The organism is Streptomyces tanashiensis (assembly GCF_014648895.1).
GTDB classification, from domain to species: Bacteria; Actinomycetota; Actinomycetes; order Streptomycetales; family Streptomycetaceae; genus Streptomyces; species Streptomyces tanashiensis.
This window is the reverse complement of sequence record NZ_BMRZ01000004.1, coordinates 152130-173633: the sequence shown is the minus strand read 5'-3', so window position 1 is coordinate 173633 and position 21504 is coordinate 152130. Positions and strand designations below refer to the sequence as shown.

Sequence of the window (21504 nt, the reverse complement as noted above, 5' to 3'; positions counted from 1 at the left end):
ACCCCTTGATCTGGACGGGGAGGCCCGGCGGGCGCACCATGGCCCGATGCCAGACTCTGCGTGGATGAACGCGTCCCACGAGGCCGGTCCCGTGCTGCCGGTGGTGCCGGAAGACGTGCACGGCACCCGCCGGGTGGTCCTGTTCGGGCCGCCCGGAAGCGGCAAGACCACCGCGGCCGGGGCCTTGGGGCGACGGCTGGGCCTGCCCGTCCTACGGCTGGCCCCGCGTCCGCAGGACGCCCAGGTTTCCTGTGCCGGGCTGCTCGAACTCGCGCTGGCCCTCCAAGCACTGCCCGCCGCACGGGAGCTGACGGCGGGACTCGACGAGGCCACCGACCAGCCGGGCCCCCCGGACGGTGCCGGTTCGGCCCTGCGGCTGCGCCGGCAGACCGCCGCTCTGCTGCGGGACGCACCACCCATGACACTGGTCGTGGACAACGCCCAGTGGCTGGACCCGGCCAGCGCGGCCGTCCTGGGCTGGGCACTCCGCCTGACCCCGGACCTTCCCGTCATCGCGGCCGAGCGCACCTGGCGCCCGGAGACCGGAGGCCACTGGAGCGGGGAGGACGCGTACGCGGTGCGCATCCCGCCCCTGACTGCCTCTCAGGTCGCGACGCTGCTGTCCCCGTACCGGCTCGCCCCCCGAGAGGTCACGCGCATCCACACCCACAGCGGAGGCAACCCGGCCCTGGCCCTGGCACTGGCCGACGCCTCGCGCCCACTCCCAGACCGGGATGGTGGAAGCGAGTCAGCCCTGCCGCCGACGGCCCGCCGACTGGTGGGCGAATGGCTGGGCACCGTGTCGGAGGAGGTCAAGGAACTGCTGACGTTCGCCGCGCTCGACGACCGGCGCGACCTCGACCTGCTGAGCGCTCTCGCCGGCCCGGCAGCCGAAAGCCTCCTGGCCGAGGCCGAAGCGGCCGCACTCATCGACCTCCAACAGCCCGGCGGAACGGTGCGGTTCACCGCCTCCGCGATCGGCACCGAACTCGTGGCCCGGCAGCCGGGGCACGCGCGCAGGCTCCTGCACGCCCGCCTGGCCGAGGCCAGCCGCGACAGCGTCCGCCGCGACCGGCACACCGCGCTGGCGGCCGATGCCGACGACCCGCGGTCGGCCCGCCACGCCGCCCGCGCCGCCGCACGCGCCCGGCAGCGCGGCGACCACGCGCTCGCGGCAGAGCTCTCCCTCCTCGCCGCCCAGCGCACCCCGCACGACAACGGCGACCTGCTCATCGAACGGGCCCTGACCGCCGTACGCGACGCCTCCCACTACGGCGACCTCCCCCGCGGCCGGGCCGCCGCCGGCCTCATCCTGGGCCACGACACCACCCCGGCCCAGCGCGTCGACGCCCTCGTCGCCCTGATCGACGCGAGCGGCCGGCACCTGCACAGCGCGGACGAACTGTTCGCCGACGCACTCCACGCGGCGGCCGGACGACCCGACCTCACCGCGCAGATCCTCATCCGCCAATCCATCTGGGCCAACGTCAACGAGGGCAACCCCCACCAGGCGTGCGCCCTGGCCGGCCGGGCCACCGCCCTCGCCGAGACCGCCGGCGACACCACCACCACCGTCATGGCCCTCACGATGCAGGCCCGCCTCCAACGCGTCCTCGGCCACCCCGACGCCGCGACCACGCTCGCCCGCGCCCTGTCCCTGCCACGCGCCGCCTCCATCCCGGTCAACGGCACACCCCAGCACCTCGCCGCCCGGCACGCCCTCTTCGACGACCGCCCCGAGGAGGCCCGCACCGCGCTGCTCCCCCTGCTCGTCGAAGCCGAGCGGACGGGAGACGCCGAGGCGACCGTGGACATCTTGCGCAGTCTCGCCGAGGCCGACCTCCGCGCCGGACGGTGCGCCAGGGCACTCGATCACGCCCACCGCGCCCAGGCACTGACCGACGTAACCGCCCTGTCACCCTCACCGGCCTGCTACACCTCCGCCCTCGTCGAGGGCACCGCCGGGCGCACCGACCTCGCCCTCCTCCACGCACGCCGCGGAGTCGACACCGCCCGACAGGAGGACAACAAGGTCTTCCTCTCCCGCAACCTCTACGCCCTCGGCCACCTCCTCCTGACCACCGGCCGCCCCAAGGAAGCCCTGGAAGCCCTGGTGGAGGTCCGCACTCTGGAGGAACTCCAGCAGGTCCACGACCCCTCTGTCCTGCGCTGGCATCCCGAACTCGCCGAGACCCTCGTCGCCCTCGGCCACCTCGACCGGGCACAGAGCCTGCTGGACGACACCCGCCGCACCGCGGTCGACCTCGGCAGGCACACGGTCCTCCCCCCGCTCGAACGCGCCCAGGCGCTCCTGGACGCCGCCCGCGGCGACTACGACACCGCGGCCCGGCGCCTCACCGACGCGGCCGAGCATCTCCGCCCCCTCCCCCTCGAACGCGGCAGGACCCTGCTCGCACTCAGCCACACCGAACGACGCGGACGCCGACGCGCCAGCGCCCGCACCGCCGCGCAGAGCGCCGCCGACCTCTTCGCCGCCCACCAGGCATATCCCTGGGCCGAAACCGCCGCGCACACCCTCAGACGGCTGGAAGCCGCCCCCACGGACGACAACGCCCACCCCCGCCTCACCTCCGCCGAACAACGCTGCGCCGAGCTCGCCGCCGCCGGAACGAGCAACCGCGACATCGCCACCACCCTCACCGTCAGCGTCAAAACGGTCGAAGCGACCCTCACCCGCGTCTACCGGAAACTCGGCCTGCACTCACGCGTCCAACTCGCGCACACCGTCACACCAGCACACGAGTGACCCGCCCGGACGGCTCCAGGAGCCGCCGGGTTCGGTCGCGTACCGGGCGAAGACGTCTGGCCTGCACCACGGATCGTCAGAACCCTTGCCCACCAATCCATGACTGCACGTTTCGGGGGCTCGGAACTGCTGACGGCCCGCAGCGACAGTTCCGAGGTTTGCCATGGACCCGTCGGTCAGCGGATCCCTGTTGCCGTCTCTCCGAAAGACCCGCCCGGACGACCTTCCATCACCGGGCCCGAAGCGGGTCCGGAACCCTGTTCGACCGAACAAGCCCGCCGCCGACAGGCGGATGGCCTCCGAGCCTCGGGCGTGATGCCGTTACGGGGTGACGGCTTGCCCGGTCGCCCGCGTCCAGGTGTTCATGATGATGAAGGTCTTGGTGCCCTCCACCTTGCCGGTCCGGCGTACGGCGTTGATCACCTGCTGAAGGTGCTTCACGTCCCGGACCCGGAGCTTGAGCAGGGCGTCGGAGGTGCCGGCGATGCTGTGGCTCTCCTCGATCTCCGGGATGCTCTCGGAGATGCCCTGGCTCTCGTCGCTGTCGGTCGCGCCGAGCAGGCGGATCTCGATGAACGCCTGAAGCATGCCCGCCCGGCTGTCCTCGATGACCGCGGTGTAGCCGCGGATCACACCCGCCCTCTCGTTGCGCTCTATGCGGCGCGCGCACGGAGCCGCTGAGAGTCCCACAGCACGTGCGATCCGACACGGGCGCTCGCCCGTCCTTGCGGAGGACGTTCAGTATGTGACGGTCGATCATGTCCACGGCCAACTCCCCGAACCGTGCGCGCCACGCATGAGTCACGCGCCGAAGGCTCCACTGCTCCGTACAGATCGAGTGCATCACGCTCGACATGTGCGTGATGATGCCCGGCCCCTCGCCTGGGGAACGTCGTCCTGCCATCGTCATGGTGTCCGGGTGATCCCCGGCAGGCGGCTCGCACCGGCCAACCCCACCCCTACGGCGCGGACTCCGACCAGGTGACAGGTGCGCGGGTATCCCCAGCACCCCGCGGCCGGCCCCACATCCTGGGGCCGGCCGGGTACCGAACCAGGGGCTCGCACGAGTTCTTCACCGTCAAGCGCCGCATCTTGCGGTACCCGGTCGAGGAGAAGGACTTCCGGGCCTTCGCCCTCGAAGCCCCGTGGAGCACCGGACTTGGGCTCGATGCCTACCTCGTGGGCGGTGAGGGCGACTTGAACCAGATCATGGACGAGGAGTTCCAGGGCACCTATCGGTGGTGGAACAACGCCGAGTACCGCGATCTGCTCCGGTGGAGACGCTCGTACAACGTCAAGCACCCCCACGACCCGGTCCGCTTCGTCGGCGACGACGGTGGGTTCGCCGGCGCGGAGCTGTACGACAGGGTGAGCGCCTACGCGGCCACGGCCCGCCCCGGCCTCACCCCGCAGCTCGCCGAGCTGGACCGGGGCCTACGGCGGCGACAAGGGCTACGACTGCCCTCACCTGCGGCGCTGGCTCCGTTCCCGGGCATCGCACCACGGATCGCCCGCCGGGGCATCGAGACCTCCGGGCGGCTCGGCCGTCACCGATGGGTCATCGAGCGGACCATGTCCTGGCTCGCCGGTTGCCGTCGGCTCCACCGACGCTACGAACGCAAGCCAGAACACTTCCTCGCTTTCACGGCCATCGCCACCAGCCTCATCCACTACCGACGACTCACCGGGTAGGGCGCTGCCTCAAAGACCTCTGGGCTCATACGTCGCCGACATCACTGCCGCAGTCGATGCGAGGATCACAATGCCAAGGATGCTGTAGAGCCAGGTGGCCGAGAGGCGGTCCAAGGTGATTTTGCTCCCGGGGGTCTGCAGCTGGGCGAAGTAGTGCCGATGCATCCGACGCCGGATCGGGAGCAGGGCGATCGGCATGGATCCGGCCGCAGCGCTGTACAGGAACAGAATGACTGGCGCCGGCTCCGGCCGGATCAGCGCCGTCAGGCCGGCCATGGCGCAGAGGACGGGGACCCCGAGGCAGGCACCCCACTTGCCGATCCTCCTGTTCCGCTCGACTGCGGCTCGGACCGCTTCTGGCACCTCGTCGGGCTCGGGCGGCAGCACCACGAACGTGATCACGGCCGCCACGGTCGCCCCAGCCGCGATCCACCACCAGGCCTGATCCGGAACCGAGAACAGCATCGTCCGTACCTCTTCCTTCCCCCGCCTCAGGCTGAACGACAACAGCATCCTCGTTTGTCGAACACCGCACACTTCCCGTACCCGGCAACCTTCAGCCCGGCCCCCTGCACGGCTCAGCTCGCTCCGAAGCTCTTCCCTACGCTCACCGAAGGCATCAAAGGCGCAGCAAGGCCGTATGGACCATAGGAAACGACCTCTTAGAGGGTGCGTAGCGTGGCAGGTTCCGCCGGCTTCTCGTAGCCGGTCAGGGCAGCAGCCAGGCCGAGGAAGGCCAGCCAGTGCGAGCCGTTTCGTTGGTATCGGACGGTGAGGCGGCGGTCGCCGAAGAGTCATGCGATCGACCGTTCGATCTTCCAGCGGTGCCGACCGAGGCGTTCTCCGGACTCGATGCCGGGCCGTGTGCTGCGCGCGACGCGCCCGATCTCGCGCAGCTGGGTCAGGTGCTCGACGGAGAAGTACGCCTTGTCCGCGCGGAGTTTGACGGGTCGGCGCCCGCCGTAGTCCCCGGCGGGACCGGACGGGCATGCCATGGATGAGCGGCTCGAGGGTGAGATTGTCGTGTACGGCACCCACGACCGGCATCATGCCGCACGATCACGTCACGTGAGACAACCTCTACGCCTTGATCGGTGCGGCCGACCGGGCGGCCTGCTCGATCTTCGCGCGGTGGGCCGCGCGGGCTTCCTCGTCGATCTGCTGCTCGTGTTCGGGGCGCAGGCCGGTCCGGCCGTCGAGGCCCTCGCGCAGGATGTCCGCGTGCCCGGTATGCCGGTTGGTCTCGCCGAGGACGTGGGTCATGATGGCGAACAGGTTCGTGTTGGGATATGGCTCCGGCCACCAGGGCACGTGGCCGGGGGCGTCGAGGGGAAGCTCGTTGATCGTGGCGTCCGAGTGCTCCCACGTGCGCCGGTAGAACGCGATGATCTGATCGCGGGTCTCGTCCTCGGTGGCGTACTGATCGCTGCCGTCGTGGTCCTGCCACCGGGGCAGCGGTTCCGGGGAAGGGCGGTCGAAGACCTCGCCGAAGTACCTGGCCTCGACGGTGGCCACGTGTTTGACCAGGCCGAGGAGATTGGTCCCGGTGACGGTCAAAGGCCGGCGGGCGTCGTACTCGGACAGGCCGTCGAGTTTCCAGAGCAGCGCCTCGCGGTCCCGCCGCAGTCTCCCGTGCAGGTTGTCCTTCGCGAATTCGTCGATCATGCGGCATGAACCTTCCATGGGCTTTATCGGGAAGCTGTCTGTCAGAGAGACGTGGGGATGGGGGTGGGGGTGGGGTGTGTAACGGCTCGCGGCCGACCCGACCTGTGACGGTCACCGCGCAGGAGCACGACACGCATGCTGTTCGGTGCCGTTCGCTGATCCCGTCGAACAGTTCGGGACGGGGACCGGGGATGTGGGCGGGTGCCAGGTGAGAATCCAGCCGGCGGTAAGCGCCGCCGCGCCGCCTGCCAGGGCGATTGCGCCGCCTGTTCCGATGCCTGCGGCCACCGAGCCGAAGCAGGCCGGCCCGACGCCCTGAAGCGTCATGCCGCCGGAGCCGAGCAGGCCGAAGGCCTGGCCCTGGCCGTCCTGCGGCAGGGCGTCCAGGAACGGCCGTTGCAGGCCGAGACCGTAGGCGAATCCGAAGCCGCAGAGCAGCAGCAGACAGGACGAGACGCCCACTCCGGGTTCGGCGGCGAAGCCGACCAGCGGCAGTCCCATCAGCGCGATCAACGGGACTACCAGTCGCTCCCGGGTGGGTGGCCGGAGCAGTCGGCCCACCAGCAGGTCACCGACCAGCATGCCGACCGGCAGACACCCCATCAGCACCGCGTACCAGCCGGGCGCGAAGTGGCGTCCTCCCGCGTAGGCGACGATCAGGCCTTCCGCGCCCGCTACGAACGCGGGCGGGAGCCACTGGGCCAGCATCAGTCGTCGCACCGTGTGTCCGCGCAGCAGTAGGCCGGACCCGTGCAGGCTTGCCCGGACGGCCCCGCCCTCGCCCCGAGCGCCGGCGGGTGTGCCGCCGGGCTCCCCCGGCTGCATCCGGGGTAGCCGGATGCGGATGGCGAGCGCGCAGCCGAGGTAGAGGGCGGCGCTTACCGCGAGCGCCCGGTGTGGGCCGAGTACCGCGACGACCGCGCCTCCCAGCGCCAGACCGAACAATTGCGCGCCGGAGGCGGCGATGTTGTTCAGTGAACGGCCCAGTACATAGGCGTCGCCCTCCAGCCACTGCGCGACCAGCCGACTCGACGCGCCGCTGAACACCGGTGTGGCGAGGGCGACCAGCGCCACGACACCGAGGCTTGCCGCGATCGGCATCCGCACCAGGGCGATCAGCAGGGCGGCGGCGCACGTCAAGGCGTAGCCGCCGGCGATGAGCGTGCGGGGCGGCAGTCGGTCGGCCAGTGAGCCCAGCAGCAGCGAGCCGAACAGCTGCGGGATGAAGCCGATGCCGAAGGCCAGTGCGCTCAGCAGCGCGGAGCCGGTGGTCGAGAAGACCAGCACCGAGAACGTGGTGATCCGCATCGCGTCCGCGGTGATCGCGACGGTGCGGGTCGAGAAGAGCAGCCGGAATCGCGGCTCGGCCAGCACCTCCCGGTAGGTGGCGCGGTGGTTGACCTGCGCGGGTTCGGCGGTTGGGGTCATGGCGCCCAGCCTCGCCATGCGTCCACGCCACTCACCAATGATTCGTCGCTGGACGAATCGAAGCAGACGTCCCGCGGTAGCCTGGCAGCGTGCTCCGCTTCGAAGTCTCCGTCGAGGACCTGCTGCGCAGCCGCTTCGCGCTGTCGCCCGCGCTGGACCTCTGTTTGCTGCTGCGCTCGCTCGCCGGCCGAGGGCAGCCGCTGCCGCGAGCCTGGGCCACCCGGCTCATGCCGGCCTTTGAACGGCTTCGCCGCGAGACCGAACTGAACGCCGCCCTCGCCCTGCAGACCCCGCAAGGCGGACCGAACTTCGTCGCCCCGCCCCCGCGCGGCCTCAACCAGACCTGGGCAGACGACCTGGCCATGATCCGGGCCACACCGCTGGAAGCGGCCCGCCACGAATTCGCCGCCACCGCGACCGGCCCGTCCGCCCGCGATCCCCGCGTACGCGCAGTGCTGGACTCGCCGGACACCGTCTCCAGGATCGCCGAGGCGATGGACCAGGCGTGGCACGAGCTGCTCGCCGCGGACTGGCCGCAACTGCGCGCGATCTGTGAGCGCGATGTCGTGCACCGGGTGGGTGTGATCGGCGAACACGGGTGGGCCGCGACCATCGAGAGCCTGCACCCGGGCATCGCCTGGCGCGCCGGCGGTATCGAGATCGGCTTCTTCCGAGGCGGAACGGTCCGCCTCGCCGGCGACGGGCTCCTGCTGATCCCTTCGGTCGTCGTCGGGCATATCGCCGCCCACATAGAAGACCCCTGGCCCAGGACCTTGGTCTATCCTGCCCGCGGCACCGCCGCCCTGTGGGGCGAACAGGAGACCGTCCCCCAACCGGACGCGCTGACCGCTCTGGTCGGCCGGGCCCGAGCCCGGCTGCTGTTGGCGCTGGAGGCCCCGGCCAGTACCAGCCACCTCGCCCGAAGCCTCGCCATGGCACCCGGCGCGGTAGGAGACCACCTCGCCATCCTGCGAGGCGCGGGGCTGCTCGTCCGCGCCCGGTCCGGACGGTCGGTGCTCTACCGGCGCACCCCGCTCGGCGAGGCACTGGTCGCCGCTTCGGGCTGAAGCCTCGGATCGGCACTGCTTCTTGAGGCGCCCCCAACAGATGCGCGAAGGGCCGGCCCGCCTGCCGCCGTACGCACGATCCGCGTGCGAAGCATGGCACGGGACGATTCGTTCGAGGTGGGCAAGGGCCTGAGAGGCCGCTGCCCTAGACCGGCAGCAGCACGGTCAGCCACGCGCCGTGGAGCCGTTCCAGGGGTGAGGCAGGTTTTCAGGACGGCCGGATGCTCGGCTGCCTGGCGGATTACGTACGGGCCAGAGGCCAGGACGGCGCTCCGCAGTGGGAGCAGGCCGGCCTCGGAACCGGAGCTGGTGAACGGGGGCTTCGCACCGCCCAGGCGGCAGGCGTACGCCAGCAGTCCACGGAGAGGGCTGGCCGACGAGGCCTGGCCGATCCTGGGGTCGCCCAAATCTTGCTCAAGGCCCGGCCTGCGCCCGCCACCCGGGCAAGGGAGGCGTCTGGCTTGTCCGGACATGAGTGTCGATCGTGACTGTGGGGCAGAGGTGCCTGCCGCGCGTCGCCGACTGGTGCGTGCAGCGTTGAGCGGGGCCGCGGCGTTAGAGGCGGGGGGGGTGGTGTGCGGGGCGTCGGCAGCCTCGGGGGCGCGAGCCGGGGCGGCAGCCGTTGGCGGGTCGCAGCCGTGCGCGCCGGGGCCTGCGTGGCGTGAGCTGGTGGCCGGGACCGGCGGTGGCGAGCGTTTCACGAGAGCCATCCGGACCGTACTGGGAATGTCCGCCGGGCGCTGGTGGGCGGGCAGCACCCCTTCGCGGTGGTCCTGGGCCGCATGGACTCGGGGGTGCCACCGAAGTTGATCTTCGACCAAGGGCTGGGTGATCTGCTCACCGTGCGGTCGGCGGGCGAGGTCCTGGACGAAGCGGTCCTGGGCAGCATCGCGAACTGGCCGTCCCCCTGATCGTCGTCCTGGGTCATCAGAGGTGCGGAGCCGTCGCCGCTGCCGTGCCCGCCGAGGCCGGCGGCGCGCTCCTGGCGCACATCCGCTACTTGGCAGAGCGGATCCGGCCGGCGATCGATCACGGGCTTGAGGGCGAGGCCCGGATCGACGCGGCGGTCACCGAGAACGTGCGCCGGGTCCGGGCGCGGCTTACCGCCGAGCCGGACCTCGCCGCCCGGATCGCCGACGGTTGCCTGGGCATTGTCGGCGCACGCTACGAGCTGACCAGCCAGCTGGTGCGCAAGGTGCCCTGATCAGCCGTGGCCGGTGAACTTCCGGGCGGACCCGCACCAGCTAGACTTGCAGAGTTATGCAATTTACTAGTTCTGGATATGGCGGACGGGGGGTGCGGTGTGGCCGGGTTCGAGGAAGCGGCGCTGGAACGGGTCCGTGTGGCGCGGGCTCGCCTTCAGGCTGCGCAGGAGGCTGACGATGCCTTCGATGAGGCGCAGGCCGCGGAGGAGCTGGAGGACGCGCTGCGCGTGGCCCACGATCACGGTGTGGCCACCGGTGCGTGGGACACCCGATGAACCTCGGGTTGCCCTCTGCGGGTCCGGGGCGTCGGTGATGGTCAGGCGCCCCAGCGGGCAGACGGCTGTCGAGGTGCGCAAGCACGTGTGGACGGTGCCGCTGGTGCCGGGTTCCGTGCGGGCCGCGCGCGAGCGCTGCGAACGCTCTCTGGTCCTCTTCGGGCTGGAGAGCTCCTCGGCGCTCTTCGGAGCCGTGCTCTTGGTGGTCAGCGAGCTCGTGACCAACGCCGTCCGGCACGCTCAGCACTCCCCGGACGCAGAGGTCACCCTCCACATGACCGAGGACCTGCTCGTGGCCTCCGTCGGGGACCTGGACTCGCGCCCGATAACGCTGGCCGACGCCGGCCGAGCCGCCGGGCAGGGGCTGCGCACGGTGGCTGACCTGGCGCGGACGTTCGGCGGTGACGTCCGCATCGAGCCCTTCTCCGGCGGGTGCGGCAAGACGGTTGTCGTCCGCTTCATCCTTCCGGAAGGCACTCCGTGACCAACAGCAGTGGAGAGGCCGCCCAGTCGTACGAGATCACTTACCTAAGCACCCGCCCTGAGCCGGAGGTCCGCACGGTCGAGGCCGGCGAGGTCGCGGCCGTCATCGAGCACGCAGGCGAGCACGGCATGCAGGTTCTCGTCCGTCCGTGCCGCCGCCCGGTCGAGGAGCCGGGCACCAGGAAGGAAGACGAATCATGACGGACAACCTGCCCGAGAAGGACACGGCTGCGGAGCACGAGAAGTGGAAGGAGAAGGGCGTCGCGATGCGGGCCTTCTTCTACATCTTCGGCACGCACGTGTTCGCCGGGTTCATCTGGTTGCTCTTCTACGTGGGGCAGCACGCCCAGAAGTGAGACCGGGACCGGAGTGGGATCCAGGCACGTCTGGGGTGCGGGTTCGGCATGGGAGGAGAGCGGCCGTCTTCCGGTCTCAGAAGCGCGTTGAACCCGCACGAACGGAAGACGGCCGCCGCATGTGGGGTGCGGGCCCCGTAGGGCCGGCACCGTCGGGCGCTGTTCAGGTGTGGCGGCCGGCCTTGAGGTCGGCCAGGAGTTCGACCTGGCCTTCCAGGACTCCGGAGAGGATGCCGCGGGCGACCCGCAGGAGCTCGGCGATCTGGGGATGGGTAAGGCTGTAGTGGACGTTCGAGCCTTCGCGGCGGGTGACCACCAGGTTGGCCTTGCGCAGGACGGCGAGCTGCTGGGAGAGGCTCGCGGCTTCCACGCCGACCTCGGGCAGCATCTCGGCGACCGCGTGCTCGCGTTCGGACAGGAGCTCCAAGACGCGGATGCGCACCGGGTGCCCCAGCGTTTTGAAGAACTCTGCCTTCAGCTGGTACAGCGGCGTGGTCACCTGTGCACCTCTCCCCTGACTGCCCATCTCATCCACCCGGAACCGTTCTTTCGTAGGGCATCCGTTCGGCCCTCTTCACACCTTGCGACCTCCACAATTGCAGATCCCTGCAACTCGCGGGTCCTGGCGGGGTGCCTTCGTGACCTTCGACTCCCCGGAGCGGGGCCTTCGCCGGTCAGGCCTTCTTGAGGAACCCGGTCTTCAGGACCAGGCCTCCGGACGGTGGTGCTGGTCTCAGATGAGGGCGGGCGCCTCGGGCGACTGCCCGGTGGGCCAGTCGTCGGTGGTCCACTGCTTGACCGTCCCGCGAGCTCCGTGGGCGGCCAGAGCGGCGGCGAGGTCGCAGTGGACGGGCACGGGCGGGCAGGTCGCATCGGGGACGAGCGAGCCGTCGGCGGGGATCGCGGCGAGCTCGAGCGGGCGTCCGCTCTCGGCGAGGCGGCGGGCGGCCTGGGCGACGGCGACCTGCCCGCCGGGCGACCAGCCCAGCAGTCCGGTCAGATCGAGGATGACCGGGCCGGTGCCACGGGCGAGCGCCCAGCCGATCGCTCCGGCAAACCGGTCGGTGGCCTCCGCGCCGAGATACCCGGCCAAGGACAACACGCCCACGTCCTGACGGGTGGTGTAGCGCCATTCAATCGTCATCGTCAGCTCCTCGACTTCACACGGGAAGGGTGATCCAGATGGCCTTGCCACGCCCGTCCGCATCCGCCCGCACGACAGCGGTGCCGCCGAGCTCCATCGTCATCTCCACCACCATGACCAGGCCGCTGCCCGGCGCGGTGCCGAGCGCACCGAACAGAGCGGGCTGATAGGGGTGACGGTCGTGGACGGCGAACGCAAAGGCGCCGGGTCCGCGGGCGTAGGTCACGGTGATCACCGGCGAGGACACAGCGGCGTGACGGACGGCGTTGGTGACCAACTCGGCCACGATCAGCAGCGCCGGTCCCACGCTCGGATGGCGAAGACCCACCCCGCATTCCACGAGGACCAGCTCGGTGGTCTCCCGGGCGATACGCACGGCCGAGCCCATGGCTGGCACGACCAGCACATGCCGGTAGGGCATCGCCTCGACCTGAACGCTCACCGGCCCGCCCCCGAGACCGTACGGGCGAGACGGAACCCGGACACGGACTGCGGGTGCAGGCGCAGCAGGGTGTCGTGCGGGCCGTGACTCCAGCCGGGCAGGGTACGCCGGTAGTGGGCGGCCTCGTCCGGGTCGGCGATGACGTCAGCCGGCCCGTGGGCGCTGACCGTCCAGCCGGTCCCCACCGGGGTGCGGATCTCATCGACCTGGTAGGTCAGCAGTGCCCGGCCGGGGATCGTGGCGGCCTGCACGGGGGCTCGGACGACGAGGCGTCCGTACTCCATCACGTGCGCGGCGGGCCGCACAACGGCCACCTCCCGCTGGATGTAGATGAGGCGGCCCTGAGCGGAGCCTTCCAGGAGCCACAGGGCCTCGGTGCCGGAGACCTCGATCATGCGGAGGTCGGCGGGGACGCTCATCGTGCGGCCTTCCGGATGCGGTGCGGTCGGTGAGGCGTACGGGGCAGCAGTCCCGCCTGCTCCAGATGCTTGCGGGCCCCGGCGATCGCCTCCGGGGTGGTGGCGTACTCGCGGCCTTCGAGGCGCAGCAGCTCCAGTACGCCGACGGCGTCCAGGGCCTGGCGCTGGCCGGGCCGGATGCCGGAGGTCATGACGGCGATGCCGCGCCGGTGCAGCTTCTCCACGGCGTCCTTGAGGACGAGGGCGCCGGTGGCGTCCAGGGTGGTCACCCGCGCCATCCGGAGGATCACCACCTTGACGTCGGCGACCTCTGAGAGCTCGAGGAGGAAACGGTGGGCGCCCGCGAAGAAGAGCGGTCCGTCGATGCGGTAGGCCACGATGTGCTCGGCGAGCAGGGCGTGCTCTTCGTCGCTGTGCTCGCCGGGTAGGTCGGGCCGGAAGTCGACCTGTTCCATCCGCGCCTGGCTCGCCACCGCCTTCAAGGCCAGGGCCCCAGCAACGACCAGGCCGATGATCACCGCATACACGAGGTCGAGAATCAGGGTGGCGGCGGCGGTCAGGACCAGAACGACAGCATCAGAGCGGGTCGCCTTCGCCATCGCGCGCAGCGAGCCGACCTCCACCATCCGGATCGCCGTCGCCAACAGCACCCCCGCGAGCGCGGCGAGGGGGACCTTCGAGACCAGTGGGGCGGCGGCGAACACGATCACGGCGAGTACCGCGGCGTGGGTGAGTGCGGCGAGCCGGGACGAGGCGCCGGTACGGACGTTGACCGCGGTACGCGCGATGGCGGCGGTGGCCGGGACGCCGCCGAACAGCGGGGCCGCCAGGTTGGCGACGCCCTGGCCGAACAGCTCCTTGTCCGGGTCGTGCTGCTGCCCCACCGTCATGCCGTCCGCCACCGTCGCCGACAGCAAGGACTCCAGCGCGGCGAGCGCCGCGACCGCGACCGCCGGGGCCAGCAGCGAGCCGAACGCGGACACATCGAGGAAGGCCAGCGACGGGGCGGGGAGCCCGGCGGGAAGGGCCCCGATCGGGGCCGTCGCGTCGAGATGGAACAGCTGCGCGATCACGGTCGCGGCGATCACCGCGACGATCGAGAACGGGACCGTCGGCTTCCACCGCGCCCCGGCGAGCATCACCACCGCGACACCCACGGACAGGCCGATCGCCGTCCAGTTCGGGAAGGCCACGAACTCCACGAAGGCCCGCCACGCCACCAGCACGACCTTCTCCCCCTCCGGCTTCTCGACCCCGAGTGCGTTGGGTATCTGCTGGAGGCCGATCACGCACGCGATCCCCAGGGTGAAGCCCTCCACCACCGGCGCCGGCACGTACCGCATGTACTGCCCAGCCCGCAGGACGGCGAGACCGATCAGAAGGACACCGGCCATCAGACCCACGGTGAGGACGCCGCCGGGTCCGTACCGGGCGACGATCGGCACCAGAACCACCGTCATCGCGCCGGTAGGCCCGGACACCTGGAGATTCGACCCGCCGAACAAAGCGGCGAGCGCGCCCGCGACCACGGCGGTCGCCAGCCCCGCCTCCGCACCCAAACCGGAGGAGACCCCGAACCCGAGCGCGAGGGGAAGGGCGACGATCGCCACGGTGAGGCCGGCCAACAGGTCCCGGCGAGGGCTGCGGGCCATCGCCGCGTAGTCCGCCCGGGCGGGCAGGACGGAGCGAACCCGGCCCAGCACGGCCGTCACCGCGGTGTTCACGCCCACGAGGCCGCGACCTCGGACTCGCGCAGTTCCTCCAGCAGCACGCTCTGCCCCGTCAGGACCTCGGTCAGGATCCGCCGCGCCGCCGGCATCAGCTGCGCCACGTCCCCGCCCGCCAGCTCGTAGACGACCGTCGCGCCGTCACGGGTCGATGTGACGATCCCCGATCGGCGCAAGACCGCGAGCTGCTGGGAGAGTGCCGAGGGCTCGACCTCGATCGCGGCCAACAAGTCCCGCACCGGCATCCGCCCGTCCTGCAGCAGCTCCAGAACCCTTATCCGCACCGGGTGCCCGAGCATCCGGAAGAACTCGGCCTTCGCCTGATACAGCGGAACCGGCACGGTCACGCACCCTTCTCACCACCCCGAACGGGGCAAACGCCTGGCGCTGTGCCCGCGGCTACCTACGAGCACAGCACATGCAGCATCTATGAAATTGCAGACTTTTGCAATTCAACGATCCTGCGACCCGTTGCCGGGATGCGGGCACTACGGGGCCACACGGGGATCACCGCCCGGCTCCACGCGCGACACCCCTGCCTGGGATGTAGCTAATTGCAGAATTTTGCAATTTGCTACTATGGCTACTCCATCGCGCGGTTGCCCGTCGGCCGGCCAGCCGGTCTACTCCAGGGCGCTCCCGCTTCCCGACGTTTAGAAACCTGCGTGAATGAGCGACAACCTGCCTCCGTGTCCGAAGTGCTCCAGTGAGTACACCTACGAGATGAACGCTCTGGCGGTCTGCCCGGAGTGCGGCCACGAATGGGTACCTGCCGAGAGCGCTGAAGGCGACGCCGGCGCCACGGGGGAGCGGGTGGTCAAGGACGCCGTCGGCAACGTGCTGTGCGATGGCGACAGCGTGACTGTCATGAAGGCGTTGAAGGTCAAGGGCAGTCCCTCGGGCATCAAGGCGGGCACCAAGGTCCGCAACATCCGCTTGATCGACGGCGTCGACGGCCACGACATCGACTGCCGGATCGAGGGCTTCGGAGCCATGCAGCTCAAGTCGAGCGTGGTCAAGAAGGCCTGACCCGCGGACCGCGCACGCAAGAATGCCCCGGACGCCGTGCGCTTCACGGAACTGGGCGGCGGCGCGTCCGGCGCCGGTGTCGTCGGGGCCGTTCCATCGTGCGCATCGACCCCGGCCTCCACCCTCAGCACCGGCGGCAGCGACAGCAGGCAACCCCGACCAGCCAGCACCGGACCGGTCCCCTGTTCGGGTCGCGGCCCCGCCGGCCTCGGTGTCGGGCTCGGTTCAGCAGCTGCCACCGCTCTCCTCGGCGGCCTCCGGCTCGTCGAAGAGACCCGCCCCGCCGCACACGCCCGTTTCGGGGAGGGCTAGTTCGACCCGTTCGGCGGCCTCGCGGTCCCCGGCGACTGCGGCGGCGATAGAACGCACCTGCTCGTGGCCGGTCATGGCGAGGCAGGTGGGGGCGCGGCCGTAGGACTTCATGCCGACGAGGTAGACGTCCTTCTCCGGGTGGGAGAGCTCGCCCACGCCGTGCGGGTAGACGGTGCCGCAGGAGTACCGGATGATGCTCGACCACTACCAGCAGACCAAGAATCTTCTCGTGTCGTACTCGCCGAAGAAGCTCGGCTTCTTCTAGGGACACAAAGAGAGGCGCCTGACCTGGGCCGCCCCGGCCGCCCAACTGGCGGCGCCGCAGGACGAGAGCACTCCACCGATGAAGGCCGAGGAAGGACCCCCGTTGGCGGGCTCCTTCGGGTCCCTGCTCAGGAACCCAGGCTGCGTGTTCGGACGACGACCGAGGACGACCCCGCTCTGGACTGCAAGGGCATGAACCGCTGGCCACTCACGAAAGACTCCCGCCGGGACGGGCCGCCCAGAACACGGACCACACGATCACGCTCCTCCCCCGGCACTTCGCGTAGCCGCTTCTCCGAGCCGAGAACCGGCCTTGACCAGGGGCGATGCTCCTGTCGAGGCAGCGCCAGCCGGGGAGAATCCGGGGAGAATCAAGCCGCCTTGGGGAGTGTCTGGGGAGAATCGACCGCGTAAGGCGGTGTCATCGTGAAAGCTCCAGAAAGGAGTAAAGCCGCAGGTCAGCACCCTTTAGACGTCTATCTGCGCAGGTCAGCACCCCGAGGGCGAGGACTTCTTGAAGGTCTTCTCGTGGGCGGCGATTCCCTTTGCTCCCACACGGGTGGGAACTATTTATGGCATGAGCTTCGACTCCATGCCGGAGCTGCGCTGGGGCCTCGGGTACCCTTCGCCATCGGCTTGATAGGGCTGGTATGAGGCAGTTTGTACGTGCTTTTCAAGCGGTGAGACCCGGCTGTAGCGAGCACCCGTCTCAAACACGCGCCGCGCACTGTTGGCGCATGCATCGCCGCGCAAACCGCCCATACGGGGCGCTGGGGAGAAGTGATGCGGGTGATCTCCTCGCCCTCGCCCTACATGGCCTCCGACCTGGCCTTTTAAGGATCCGTGAAACGCTGGGGGGGGAATCTGGGGAGAACCCCCCTTGTTGTTAATGATCCGGGGGGGGTGTCACCGGGTCCGGAGGCATCGACGGACCGCTGATGAGGGGCTTGAGCACCGGCTTCACCCGGGCCGGAAGAGCTCTCCGTAACGTGGATGTGGCAGGTCGGTGCCGAGGCAAGGCCGGACGAAAGCGTGATGGAGGGGCCTGCACGTGATCGACACCGGCGACATCGACGTCTTCCTCGGCCTAGTACTCCAGCAGGACTTTGGTGTCTGACCTGAGACGATGCCGGGCGGCTGGAGTGTAGCGGGACGGTGGCCGGTCAGGGGCGGTCTCGAAGAGACCGCCCCTCGATCGTGCGACAGCGCCGCTGGTAGTGACAGCGGCGGGCGACTGCTTGGCGTTGTCGGCGCCAGTTCGACCAGCTCAGCGCGTGGCGTCGTCCTCGGAGGCCACGAAGGTGCGGGGGCTGGGGACGACAAGCTGCCAGGAGTCGCCGAATCTCCGCCACTGTGAGCTCGATGAGCTCGGCTGTCTCACCGGTTCCGCCCCCTTTTCCCGGGGCTGGTGTGCGGTGGTGGCCAGGAAGGCGTGGGCGAGCATGGCAAGAGTGATGTGCCGATACCAGCCGACGTAGCGACGGACTTCGTACTGGTCCAGCCCGCACTCGTTCTTCGCGGCCTGGAAGCACTCCTCGATCGCCCAGCGCGTCCCGGCGATCCGCACCAGATCCCGAACAGTGGTCTCCAAGGGGGCATAAGCGAGGTAGTAGGCGATCTCGCCGGGCTTGCTGATGCTGCGGCGGGCCAGTGCCCACCGCATCCGGTGGGGGACCTCGCCTTGGTAGTCGAACTCGTCGACGGCCGGCAGCCGCACCGCCGCCCAGTGATAGACGCGCGTTCCTTTCGCGCCGTCACCGCACGAGATCTCCTCCCATGCTTCGGCGGGGGCCTGGGCGAACAGGCCGTCGATGCGGGGACAGCCCACGGTGAACTGGGACTTGGGAACGGCCAGCACGTAGCCGACGCCGGACTGTTCCAGCAGCCGACGGAAGCGGCTCTCCTGTCCGTAGGCGGAATCCGCGGTGACCCAGGCGATGGGCAGCGGCGAGGCCAGGCATCACAGCACCATGCGCCGGGCCAGTTCGCCCTTGGTGGCGAACTCCCGGTCGTCGGGGACCCTGGCGTCGCGGCATCGTGTCCGGTCCTCGGTCCAGGACCTGGGCAGGTAGAGCTCGCGGTCGGCCAGGGTCCGGCCGCGGGTGGTGGCATAGGCGGCGAAGACGCCGATCTGGCAGTTCTCGGTGCGGCCGGCGGTCCCGGAGTACTGGCGCTGGACCCCGGCGGAGGTGATGCCCTTCTTGATGAACCCGATGTCGTCGATGATGAGGACCCCGCCGTCCTCGCCCAGCTTGTCGGCGACGTATTGCTGCAGGTCGTCGCGGATGTCGTCGGGCTCCCACTTCGCGCCGGCGAGCAGGTGCTGCAGGCCGTCGGGAGTGGGGTGGCCGGCCTGTTCGGCCAACTGCCAGCTGTTCTTCCGGGCCACCGGGGCGAGCAGACCGCGTATGTAGTCACGCATGCGGCGACGGAGCTCGACCCGGCGGAAACGGTGACCGATGGTCACGAAGAGATCGTCCAGTTCATGGTCCCACTGCTCGGCAGCGTGCCCGGTGATCACGCGAGGAGGCTGCCCCGCCGCTGTCACTACCAGCGGCGCTGTCGCACGAGCGAGGGGCGGTCTCTTCGAGACCGCCCCTGACCGGCCACCGTCCCGCTACACTCCAGCCGCCCGGCATCGTCCCAGGTCAGACACCAAAGTCCTGCTGGAGTACTAGCCGCTGCTCAGAGGTACGAGGGCATCAACTGGGCCGAGGCGGGTGCCGAACCGCGGTGGCTGGGGATGGACACCAGCACCTGCGTCGCCGCCATCAACCCAAGCCACTTCCACATGCGGGGCGCGGACGAGTTCACACGTTTTCCCACGGAGCAGCTTCGCGCGGTGAGCCGGCGCTGATCATCGCCACGATGGGCGACGCGACCGGTGAGCCACGGCACTCGGTATTCGGCGGGGATGACGCCAGCGTGGACTTCTCGTATACGCGAACGCCGTCTTCCACCTGGCGGGCATCCCCGGGGTGCGCCCGTCTTGGGGTCCGAAGTTCACCGATCACGTGGCCTCCAACGTCATCGCCACGCACCGCGTCATGGACGCCGTCTCCCGGAGGGGCGCTCCCCGGCTCGTAGTGGCCTCCTCCTCCAGCGTCTACGGCTCCACCGACGGCGGTGCGAGCGTCGAGACCGATCGGCCGCAGCCGGCATCCCCGTATGCGGTCACAAAGCTCGCCGAGGAGCAGCTCTGCCTCGCGCACTCGACCCAGGCCCACTGCGCCACCAGCGTCGTCGCCCTGCGGTACTTCACCGTCTACGCACGCCGACGCATACATCAACGTGCAGGGCGACGAACCGTTCATCTCCCCCGCCGCGATCGATGCGGTCTCCGAAGCCCTGGAGCACCTGGCACCGGACACACTCGCGGTGAACGCATACACGGAGTTGACAGACGTCGGCCAGATGCTCTCCGTCGTGGACGACGGGCTAGCGGTCGACACACCTGAGGACCTCGCCAGGGCCGACCGGTTCCTCCGTTCTCGGCAGCTTCCATGAGTGACCCGGCACCGGTCGCGGCAGTAGTTGCATTGTGCCGCCCACACGCGTACCTGTGGGTCCTGCGCCGTATGCGTTGACCTGCGGGCCCTCGAGTCGCCTCGGGGATAGCCGGCAGCGTGCGTTCCGCTGGGTCGAGCGGCGCTCCCAGCTCCCCCGCCACCAACGGTTCCACAGCGCTCACAATTGGATGATCTTGACGTGTCCTGGTTCCGCAGGGGACCGGGGACCGTTCGGCCCCAGCGAGATGCCCAGCCTTGGACGAGACTGATGGTGTCGGATCTGGGAGGTGCACATGAATGCCCAGCCGCGTGTCGCCACGACAGCCGAGCCCCTCTTGCTCGACACGGCCCTGCCCGAGTTCCGGTTCTCCCGCCTCGAGTGTGCCGTGATCGCCGCTGCGCCGGACGTCGTGTACGGCGCAGCCCGAGATCTGGACATGCTGTCCATCCACTCGCCACTGTTCGACGCGGTCATGTGGGCACGTGGAGTTCCGGACCGCGTACGACGCCGGCCCGTGGTCACACCGCCTTCGATGCGGGTGTCCGACCTGTTCGAACCCGCCGTAGGTGGCGATCAGGGGGACCTGGAGGCCCAGCCCTGGGTTGCGCTGGGTGAGCGAGCGGGGCGCGAGATCGCCTTCGGGGCGGTCGGCAAGGTGTGGAAGCCCACGATCGAGTGGCGCCGTGTCGAATCCAGTGACTACGCGGGCTTCGACGAGCCCGGCTGGGCGAAGATGGCCGCCGCCTTCGTCGTCCATCCCTACGGGGCACGGCGGTCGCTCCTGACCTACGAAGCGCGTACCGCGTGCACCGATCCGGTTTCCACCACGCGGTTCGGCCGCTACTGGACGCTGGTCTCCCCGGGCGTCGGCATCGTCCTGCGCGGAGCGCTGCGGGCGATCGAAGCGGCAGCGGAGGCTGGAGAAGGAAATACCTGAGGAGATGAGCCGTGATGCGCGCTGTGATCGTGTACGAGAGCCTGTTCGGCAACACGCGCGAGATCGCCGACGCGATCGGAGAGGGTGTGAAGGAGACGCACCCGGACGCCGAGGTCGAGTGCGTGGCAGTGGTCGACGCGCTGCCGGAGCGCATCGGCCCCACCGACCTGCTGGTCGTCGGCGGTCCGACCCATATGCGGGGCATGAGCACCGGGATGAGCCGGAAGATGGGGCTGAAGGCCGAGAAGCAAGAGGCCGAGAACAGAGAGCGTCCCTTCACTCCCGAGGAGGGCGCCGAGGGCCCCGGCGTCCGAAACTGGTTCCACGACACACTCCCGAAGGCCCACACCGGTACCCATTCCGCCGCAGCCTTCGACACCAGAGCGGACATGCGCCTGGCCGGCGCCGCCGCGAACGGCATCGCCCGTCGGCTGCGCGGTCAGGGCTACGAACTCGTCGCGGAACCCGCGGGATTTGTCATCGAGGGCACCGAAGGACCGCTACGCGCCGGTGAACGAGACCGCGCGAAGGCATGGGGGGCGGCTCTCCAGGTCGCTTGACTGATCCAGCTGGAAACCGCCACTGGCAAGCGTGGGGGGCACGTCGAGCAGGACCCGCTTCCGTCGCGGATCCGCCATGCACGGGCATGTGACCTCCTGCCCGTGAAGGTGCTGGTCAAGCGCCCAGGACCAGAGGGTCATGCGTACCGCACCGGGCGGGACGCCAGGGGCGGGTGGACGCGCCTCGCACGGGCCGACCAGGCCCCCAAGGGGGCCCGTCCG

Annotated in this window: 22 protein-coding genes and 5 pseudogenes; 13 read left to right on the top strand and 14 right to left on the bottom strand. The window is 70.0% G+C overall.

All coding sequences use genetic code 11. The features are described 5' to 3' along the window. Positions 1 to 64: 64 nt before the first annotated feature. A complete protein-coding gene (locus IE237_RS41515) occupies positions 65 to 2767 on the top strand; it encodes a helix-turn-helix transcriptional regulator (protein ID WP_308433084.1) in 2703 nt (900 codons plus the stop codon). A gap of 321 nt (positions 2768 to 3088) precedes the next feature. On the opposite strand, the gene IE237_RS16545 is transcribed toward IE237_RS41515, so the two are convergent. Next, positions 3089 to 3400: an Lrp/AsnC family transcriptional regulator gene (locus IE237_RS16545; RefSeq protein WP_189802722.1), complete on the bottom strand. Its 312-nt coding sequence runs from the start codon at positions 3398 to 3400 to the stop codon at positions 3089 to 3091. A 459-nt stretch (positions 3401 to 3859) separates the two neighbouring features. Between IE237_RS16545 and IE237_RS41615 the strand changes: the two genes are divergently transcribed. Continuing rightward, entirely contained in the window at positions 3860 to 4459 is a 600-nt protein-coding gene (locus tag IE237_RS41615; RefSeq protein WP_370468189.1) for an erythromycin esterase family protein, read from the top strand. Positions 4460 to 4468: 9 nt separating this feature from the next. Here IE237_RS41615 and IE237_RS16530 read toward each other — a convergent pair whose 3' ends face one another. From IE237_RS16530 to IE237_RS16515, 4 genes are all read right to left on the bottom strand, one after another. After that, positions 4469 to 4924: a hypothetical protein gene (locus IE237_RS16530; RefSeq protein ID WP_189802997.1), complete on the bottom strand. Its 456-nt coding sequence runs from the start codon at positions 4922 to 4924 to the stop codon at positions 4469 to 4471. A gap of 329 nt (positions 4925 to 5253) precedes the next feature. After that, positions 5254 to 5454 carry a hypothetical protein gene (locus tag IE237_RS16525; RefSeq protein ID WP_189802721.1) on the bottom strand — a complete coding sequence of 67 codons (201 nt, stop codon included), beginning with the start codon at positions 5452 to 5454 and terminating at the stop codon, positions 5254 to 5256. A gap of 85 nt (positions 5455 to 5539) precedes the next feature. Then, complete coding sequence (locus IE237_RS16520) at positions 5540 to 6124, bottom strand: DinB family protein (RefSeq protein WP_189802720.1); 585 nt, start codon at positions 6122 to 6124, stop codon at positions 5540 to 5542. A 111-nt stretch (positions 6125 to 6235) separates the two neighbouring features. After that, positions 6236 to 7552, bottom strand: coding sequence for an MFS transporter (locus tag IE237_RS16515; protein WP_189802719.1), 1317 nt, complete (start codon positions 7550 to 7552; stop codon positions 6236 to 6238). 89 nt (positions 7553 to 7641) lie between these two features. Between IE237_RS16515 and IE237_RS16510 the strand changes: the two genes are divergently transcribed. Further along, complete coding sequence (locus tag IE237_RS16510; RefSeq protein WP_189802718.1) at positions 7642 to 8619, top strand: winged helix-turn-helix domain-containing protein; 978 nt, start codon at positions 7642 to 7644, stop codon at positions 8617 to 8619. A 471-nt stretch (positions 8620 to 9090) separates the two neighbouring features. Beyond that, positions 9091 to 9823: pseudogene (locus IE237_RS16505) on the top strand (carbonic anhydrase). 66 nt (positions 9824 to 9889) lie between these two features. Here IE237_RS16505 and IE237_RS16500 read toward each other — a convergent pair. Further along, complete coding sequence (locus tag IE237_RS16500; protein ID WP_189802717.1) at positions 9890 to 10060, bottom strand: hypothetical protein; 171 nt, start codon at positions 10058 to 10060, stop codon at positions 9890 to 9892. A 112-nt stretch (positions 10061 to 10172) separates the two neighbouring features. Between IE237_RS16500 and IE237_RS16495 the strand changes: the two genes are divergently transcribed. Genes IE237_RS16495 through IE237_RS16485 form a run of 3 tightly spaced genes read left to right on the top strand, consistent with a single transcriptional unit; the run spans position 10173 to position 10938 of the window. Next, the gene (locus tag IE237_RS16495) at positions 10173 to 10583 is read left to right on the top strand and encodes an ATP-binding protein (RefSeq protein WP_189802716.1); all 411 of its coding nucleotides are present in this window, start codon (positions 10173 to 10175) and stop codon (positions 10581 to 10583) included. Continuing rightward, on the top strand, positions 10580 to 10783 hold the full coding sequence (locus IE237_RS16490; RefSeq protein ID WP_189802715.1) for a hypothetical protein: 204 nt from the start codon (positions 10580 to 10582) through the stop codon (positions 10781 to 10783). The genes IE237_RS16495 and IE237_RS16490 overlap by 4 nt, the downstream gene beginning before the upstream one ends. Continuing rightward, complete coding sequence (locus IE237_RS16485) at positions 10780 to 10938, top strand: DUF6126 family protein (RefSeq protein WP_157848163.1); 159 nt, start codon at positions 10780 to 10782, stop codon at positions 10936 to 10938. Before IE237_RS16490 ends, IE237_RS16485 begins: the two co-directional genes overlap by 4 nt. Before the next feature lie 163 nt (positions 10939 to 11101). On the opposite strand, the gene IE237_RS16480 is transcribed toward IE237_RS16485, so the two are convergent. The 6 genes from IE237_RS16480 to IE237_RS16455 all read right to left on the bottom strand — a co-directional run bounded on the left by IE237_RS16480 (position 11102) and on the right by IE237_RS16455 (position 15011). After that, positions 11102 to 11437, bottom strand: a complete 336-nt coding sequence (locus IE237_RS16480) for an ArsR/SmtB family transcription factor (RefSeq protein WP_141297602.1) — start codon at positions 11435 to 11437, stop codon at positions 11102 to 11104. Between the two features lie 234 nt (positions 11438 to 11671). After that, the gene (locus IE237_RS16475; protein ID WP_189802714.1) at positions 11672 to 12082 is read right to left on the bottom strand and encodes an STAS domain-containing protein; all 411 of its coding nucleotides are present in this window, start codon (positions 12080 to 12082) and stop codon (positions 11672 to 11674) included. Positions 12083 to 12098: 16 nt separating this feature from the next. Beyond that, positions 12099 to 12524, bottom strand: coding sequence for an ATP-binding protein (locus IE237_RS16470; protein ID WP_229842713.1), 426 nt, complete (start codon positions 12522 to 12524; stop codon positions 12099 to 12101). Beyond that, complete coding sequence (locus tag IE237_RS16465; RefSeq protein ID WP_141297604.1) at positions 12521 to 12943, bottom strand: pyridoxamine 5'-phosphate oxidase family protein; 423 nt, start codon at positions 12941 to 12943, stop codon at positions 12521 to 12523. The genes IE237_RS16470 and IE237_RS16465 overlap by 4 nt, the downstream gene beginning before the upstream one ends. Further along, positions 12940 to 14595, bottom strand: coding sequence for a SulP family inorganic anion transporter (locus IE237_RS16460; RefSeq protein WP_189802971.1), 1656 nt, complete (start codon positions 14593 to 14595; stop codon positions 12940 to 12942). The genes IE237_RS16465 and IE237_RS16460 overlap by 4 nt, the downstream gene beginning before the upstream one ends. 68 nt (positions 14596 to 14663) lie before the next feature. Next, a complete protein-coding gene (locus IE237_RS16455) occupies positions 14664 to 15011 on the bottom strand; it encodes an ArsR/SmtB family transcription factor (protein WP_189802970.1) in 348 nt (115 codons plus the stop codon). A gap of 328 nt (positions 15012 to 15339) precedes the next feature. Between IE237_RS16455 and IE237_RS16450 the strand changes: the two genes are divergently transcribed. Continuing rightward, the gene (locus IE237_RS16450) at positions 15340 to 15699 is read left to right on the top strand and encodes a zinc ribbon domain-containing protein YjdM (protein ID WP_141297605.1); all 360 of its coding nucleotides are present in this window, start codon (positions 15340 to 15342) and stop codon (positions 15697 to 15699) included. 225 nt (positions 15700 to 15924) lie between these two features. On the opposite strand, the pseudogene IE237_RS16445 reads toward IE237_RS16450, so the two are convergent. Further along, positions 15925 to 16197, bottom strand: a pseudogene (locus tag IE237_RS16445) (flavoprotein); the annotation flags it as partial. 595 nt (positions 16198 to 16792) lie between these two features. Between IE237_RS16445 and IE237_RS16440 the strand changes: the two are divergent. Further along, positions 16793 to 16929 (top strand): annotated as a pseudogene (locus IE237_RS16440) (CorA family divalent cation transporter); the annotation flags it as partial. 613 nt (positions 16930 to 17542) lie between these two features. On the opposite strand, the pseudogene IE237_RS16435 reads toward IE237_RS16440, so the two are convergent. After that, positions 17543 to 18796: pseudogene (locus tag IE237_RS16435) on the bottom strand (IS701 family transposase). Between the two features lie 457 nt (positions 18797 to 19253). Between IE237_RS16435 and IE237_RS40750 the strand changes: the two are divergent. The 4 genes and pseudogenes from IE237_RS40750 to IE237_RS16420 form a co-directional block, all read left to right on the top strand. Beyond that, positions 19254 to 19520 (top strand): annotated as a pseudogene (locus IE237_RS40750) (NAD-dependent epimerase/dehydratase family protein); the annotation flags it as partial. Positions 19521 to 19566: 46 nt separating this feature from the next. Beyond that, on the top strand, positions 19567 to 19782 hold the full coding sequence (locus IE237_RS40745; RefSeq protein WP_229842744.1) for a hypothetical protein: 216 nt from the start codon (positions 19567 to 19569) through the stop codon (positions 19780 to 19782). A 295-nt stretch (positions 19783 to 20077) separates the two neighbouring features. Continuing rightward, the gene (locus IE237_RS16425; RefSeq protein WP_189802713.1) at positions 20078 to 20722 is read left to right on the top strand and encodes a hypothetical protein; all 645 of its coding nucleotides are present in this window, start codon (positions 20078 to 20080) and stop codon (positions 20720 to 20722) included. A gap of 23 nt (positions 20723 to 20745) precedes the next feature. Then, complete coding sequence (locus tag IE237_RS16420) at positions 20746 to 21282, top strand: flavodoxin family protein (RefSeq protein ID WP_189802712.1); 537 nt, start codon at positions 20746 to 20748, stop codon at positions 21280 to 21282. Positions 21283 to 21504 lie beyond the last annotated feature (222 nt).

What these genes read in the sequence shown, in the direction of transcription:
- IE237_RS16475 (WP_189802714.1), bottom strand. Translation starts at nt 12,082, where the DNA reads ATGACGATTGAATGGCGCTACACCACCCGTCAGGACGTGGGCGTGTTG.
- IE237_RS16485 (WP_157848163.1), top strand. Translation starts at nt 10,780, where the DNA reads ATGACGGACAACCTGCCCGAGAAGGACACGGCTGCGGAGCACGAGAAG.
- IE237_RS16465 (WP_141297604.1), bottom strand. Translation starts at nt 12,943, where the DNA reads ATGAGCGTCCCCGCCGACCTCCGCATGATCGAGGTCTCCGGCACCGAG.
- IE237_RS41515 (WP_308433084.1), top strand. Translation starts at nt 65, where the DNA reads ATGAACGCGTCCCACGAGGCCGGTCCCGTGCTGCCGGTGGTGCCGGAA.
- IE237_RS16520 (WP_189802720.1), bottom strand. Translation starts at nt 6,124, where the DNA reads ATGATCGACGAATTCGCGAAGGACAACCTGCACGGGAGACTGCGGCGG.
- IE237_RS16530 (WP_189802997.1), bottom strand. Translation starts at nt 4,924, where the DNA reads ATGCTGTTCTCGGTTCCGGATCAGGCCTGGTGGTGGATCGCGGCTGGG.
- IE237_RS16525 (WP_189802721.1), bottom strand. Translation starts at nt 5,454, where the DNA reads ATGGCATGCCCGTCCGGTCCCGCCGGGGACTACGGCGGGCGCCGACCC.
- IE237_RS16450 (WP_141297605.1), top strand. Translation starts at nt 15,340, where the DNA reads ATGAGCGACAACCTGCCTCCGTGTCCGAAGTGCTCCAGTGAGTACACC.
- IE237_RS16425 (WP_189802713.1), top strand. Translation starts at nt 20,078, where the DNA reads ATGAATGCCCAGCCGCGTGTCGCCACGACAGCCGAGCCCCTCTTGCTC.
- IE237_RS16460 (WP_189802971.1), bottom strand. Translation starts at nt 14,595, where the DNA reads ATGGCCCGCAGCCCTCGCCGGGACCTGTTGGCCGGCCTCACCGTGGCG.
- IE237_RS16515 (WP_189802719.1), bottom strand. Translation starts at nt 7,552, where the DNA reads ATGACCCCAACCGCCGAACCCGCGCAGGTCAACCACCGCGCCACCTAC.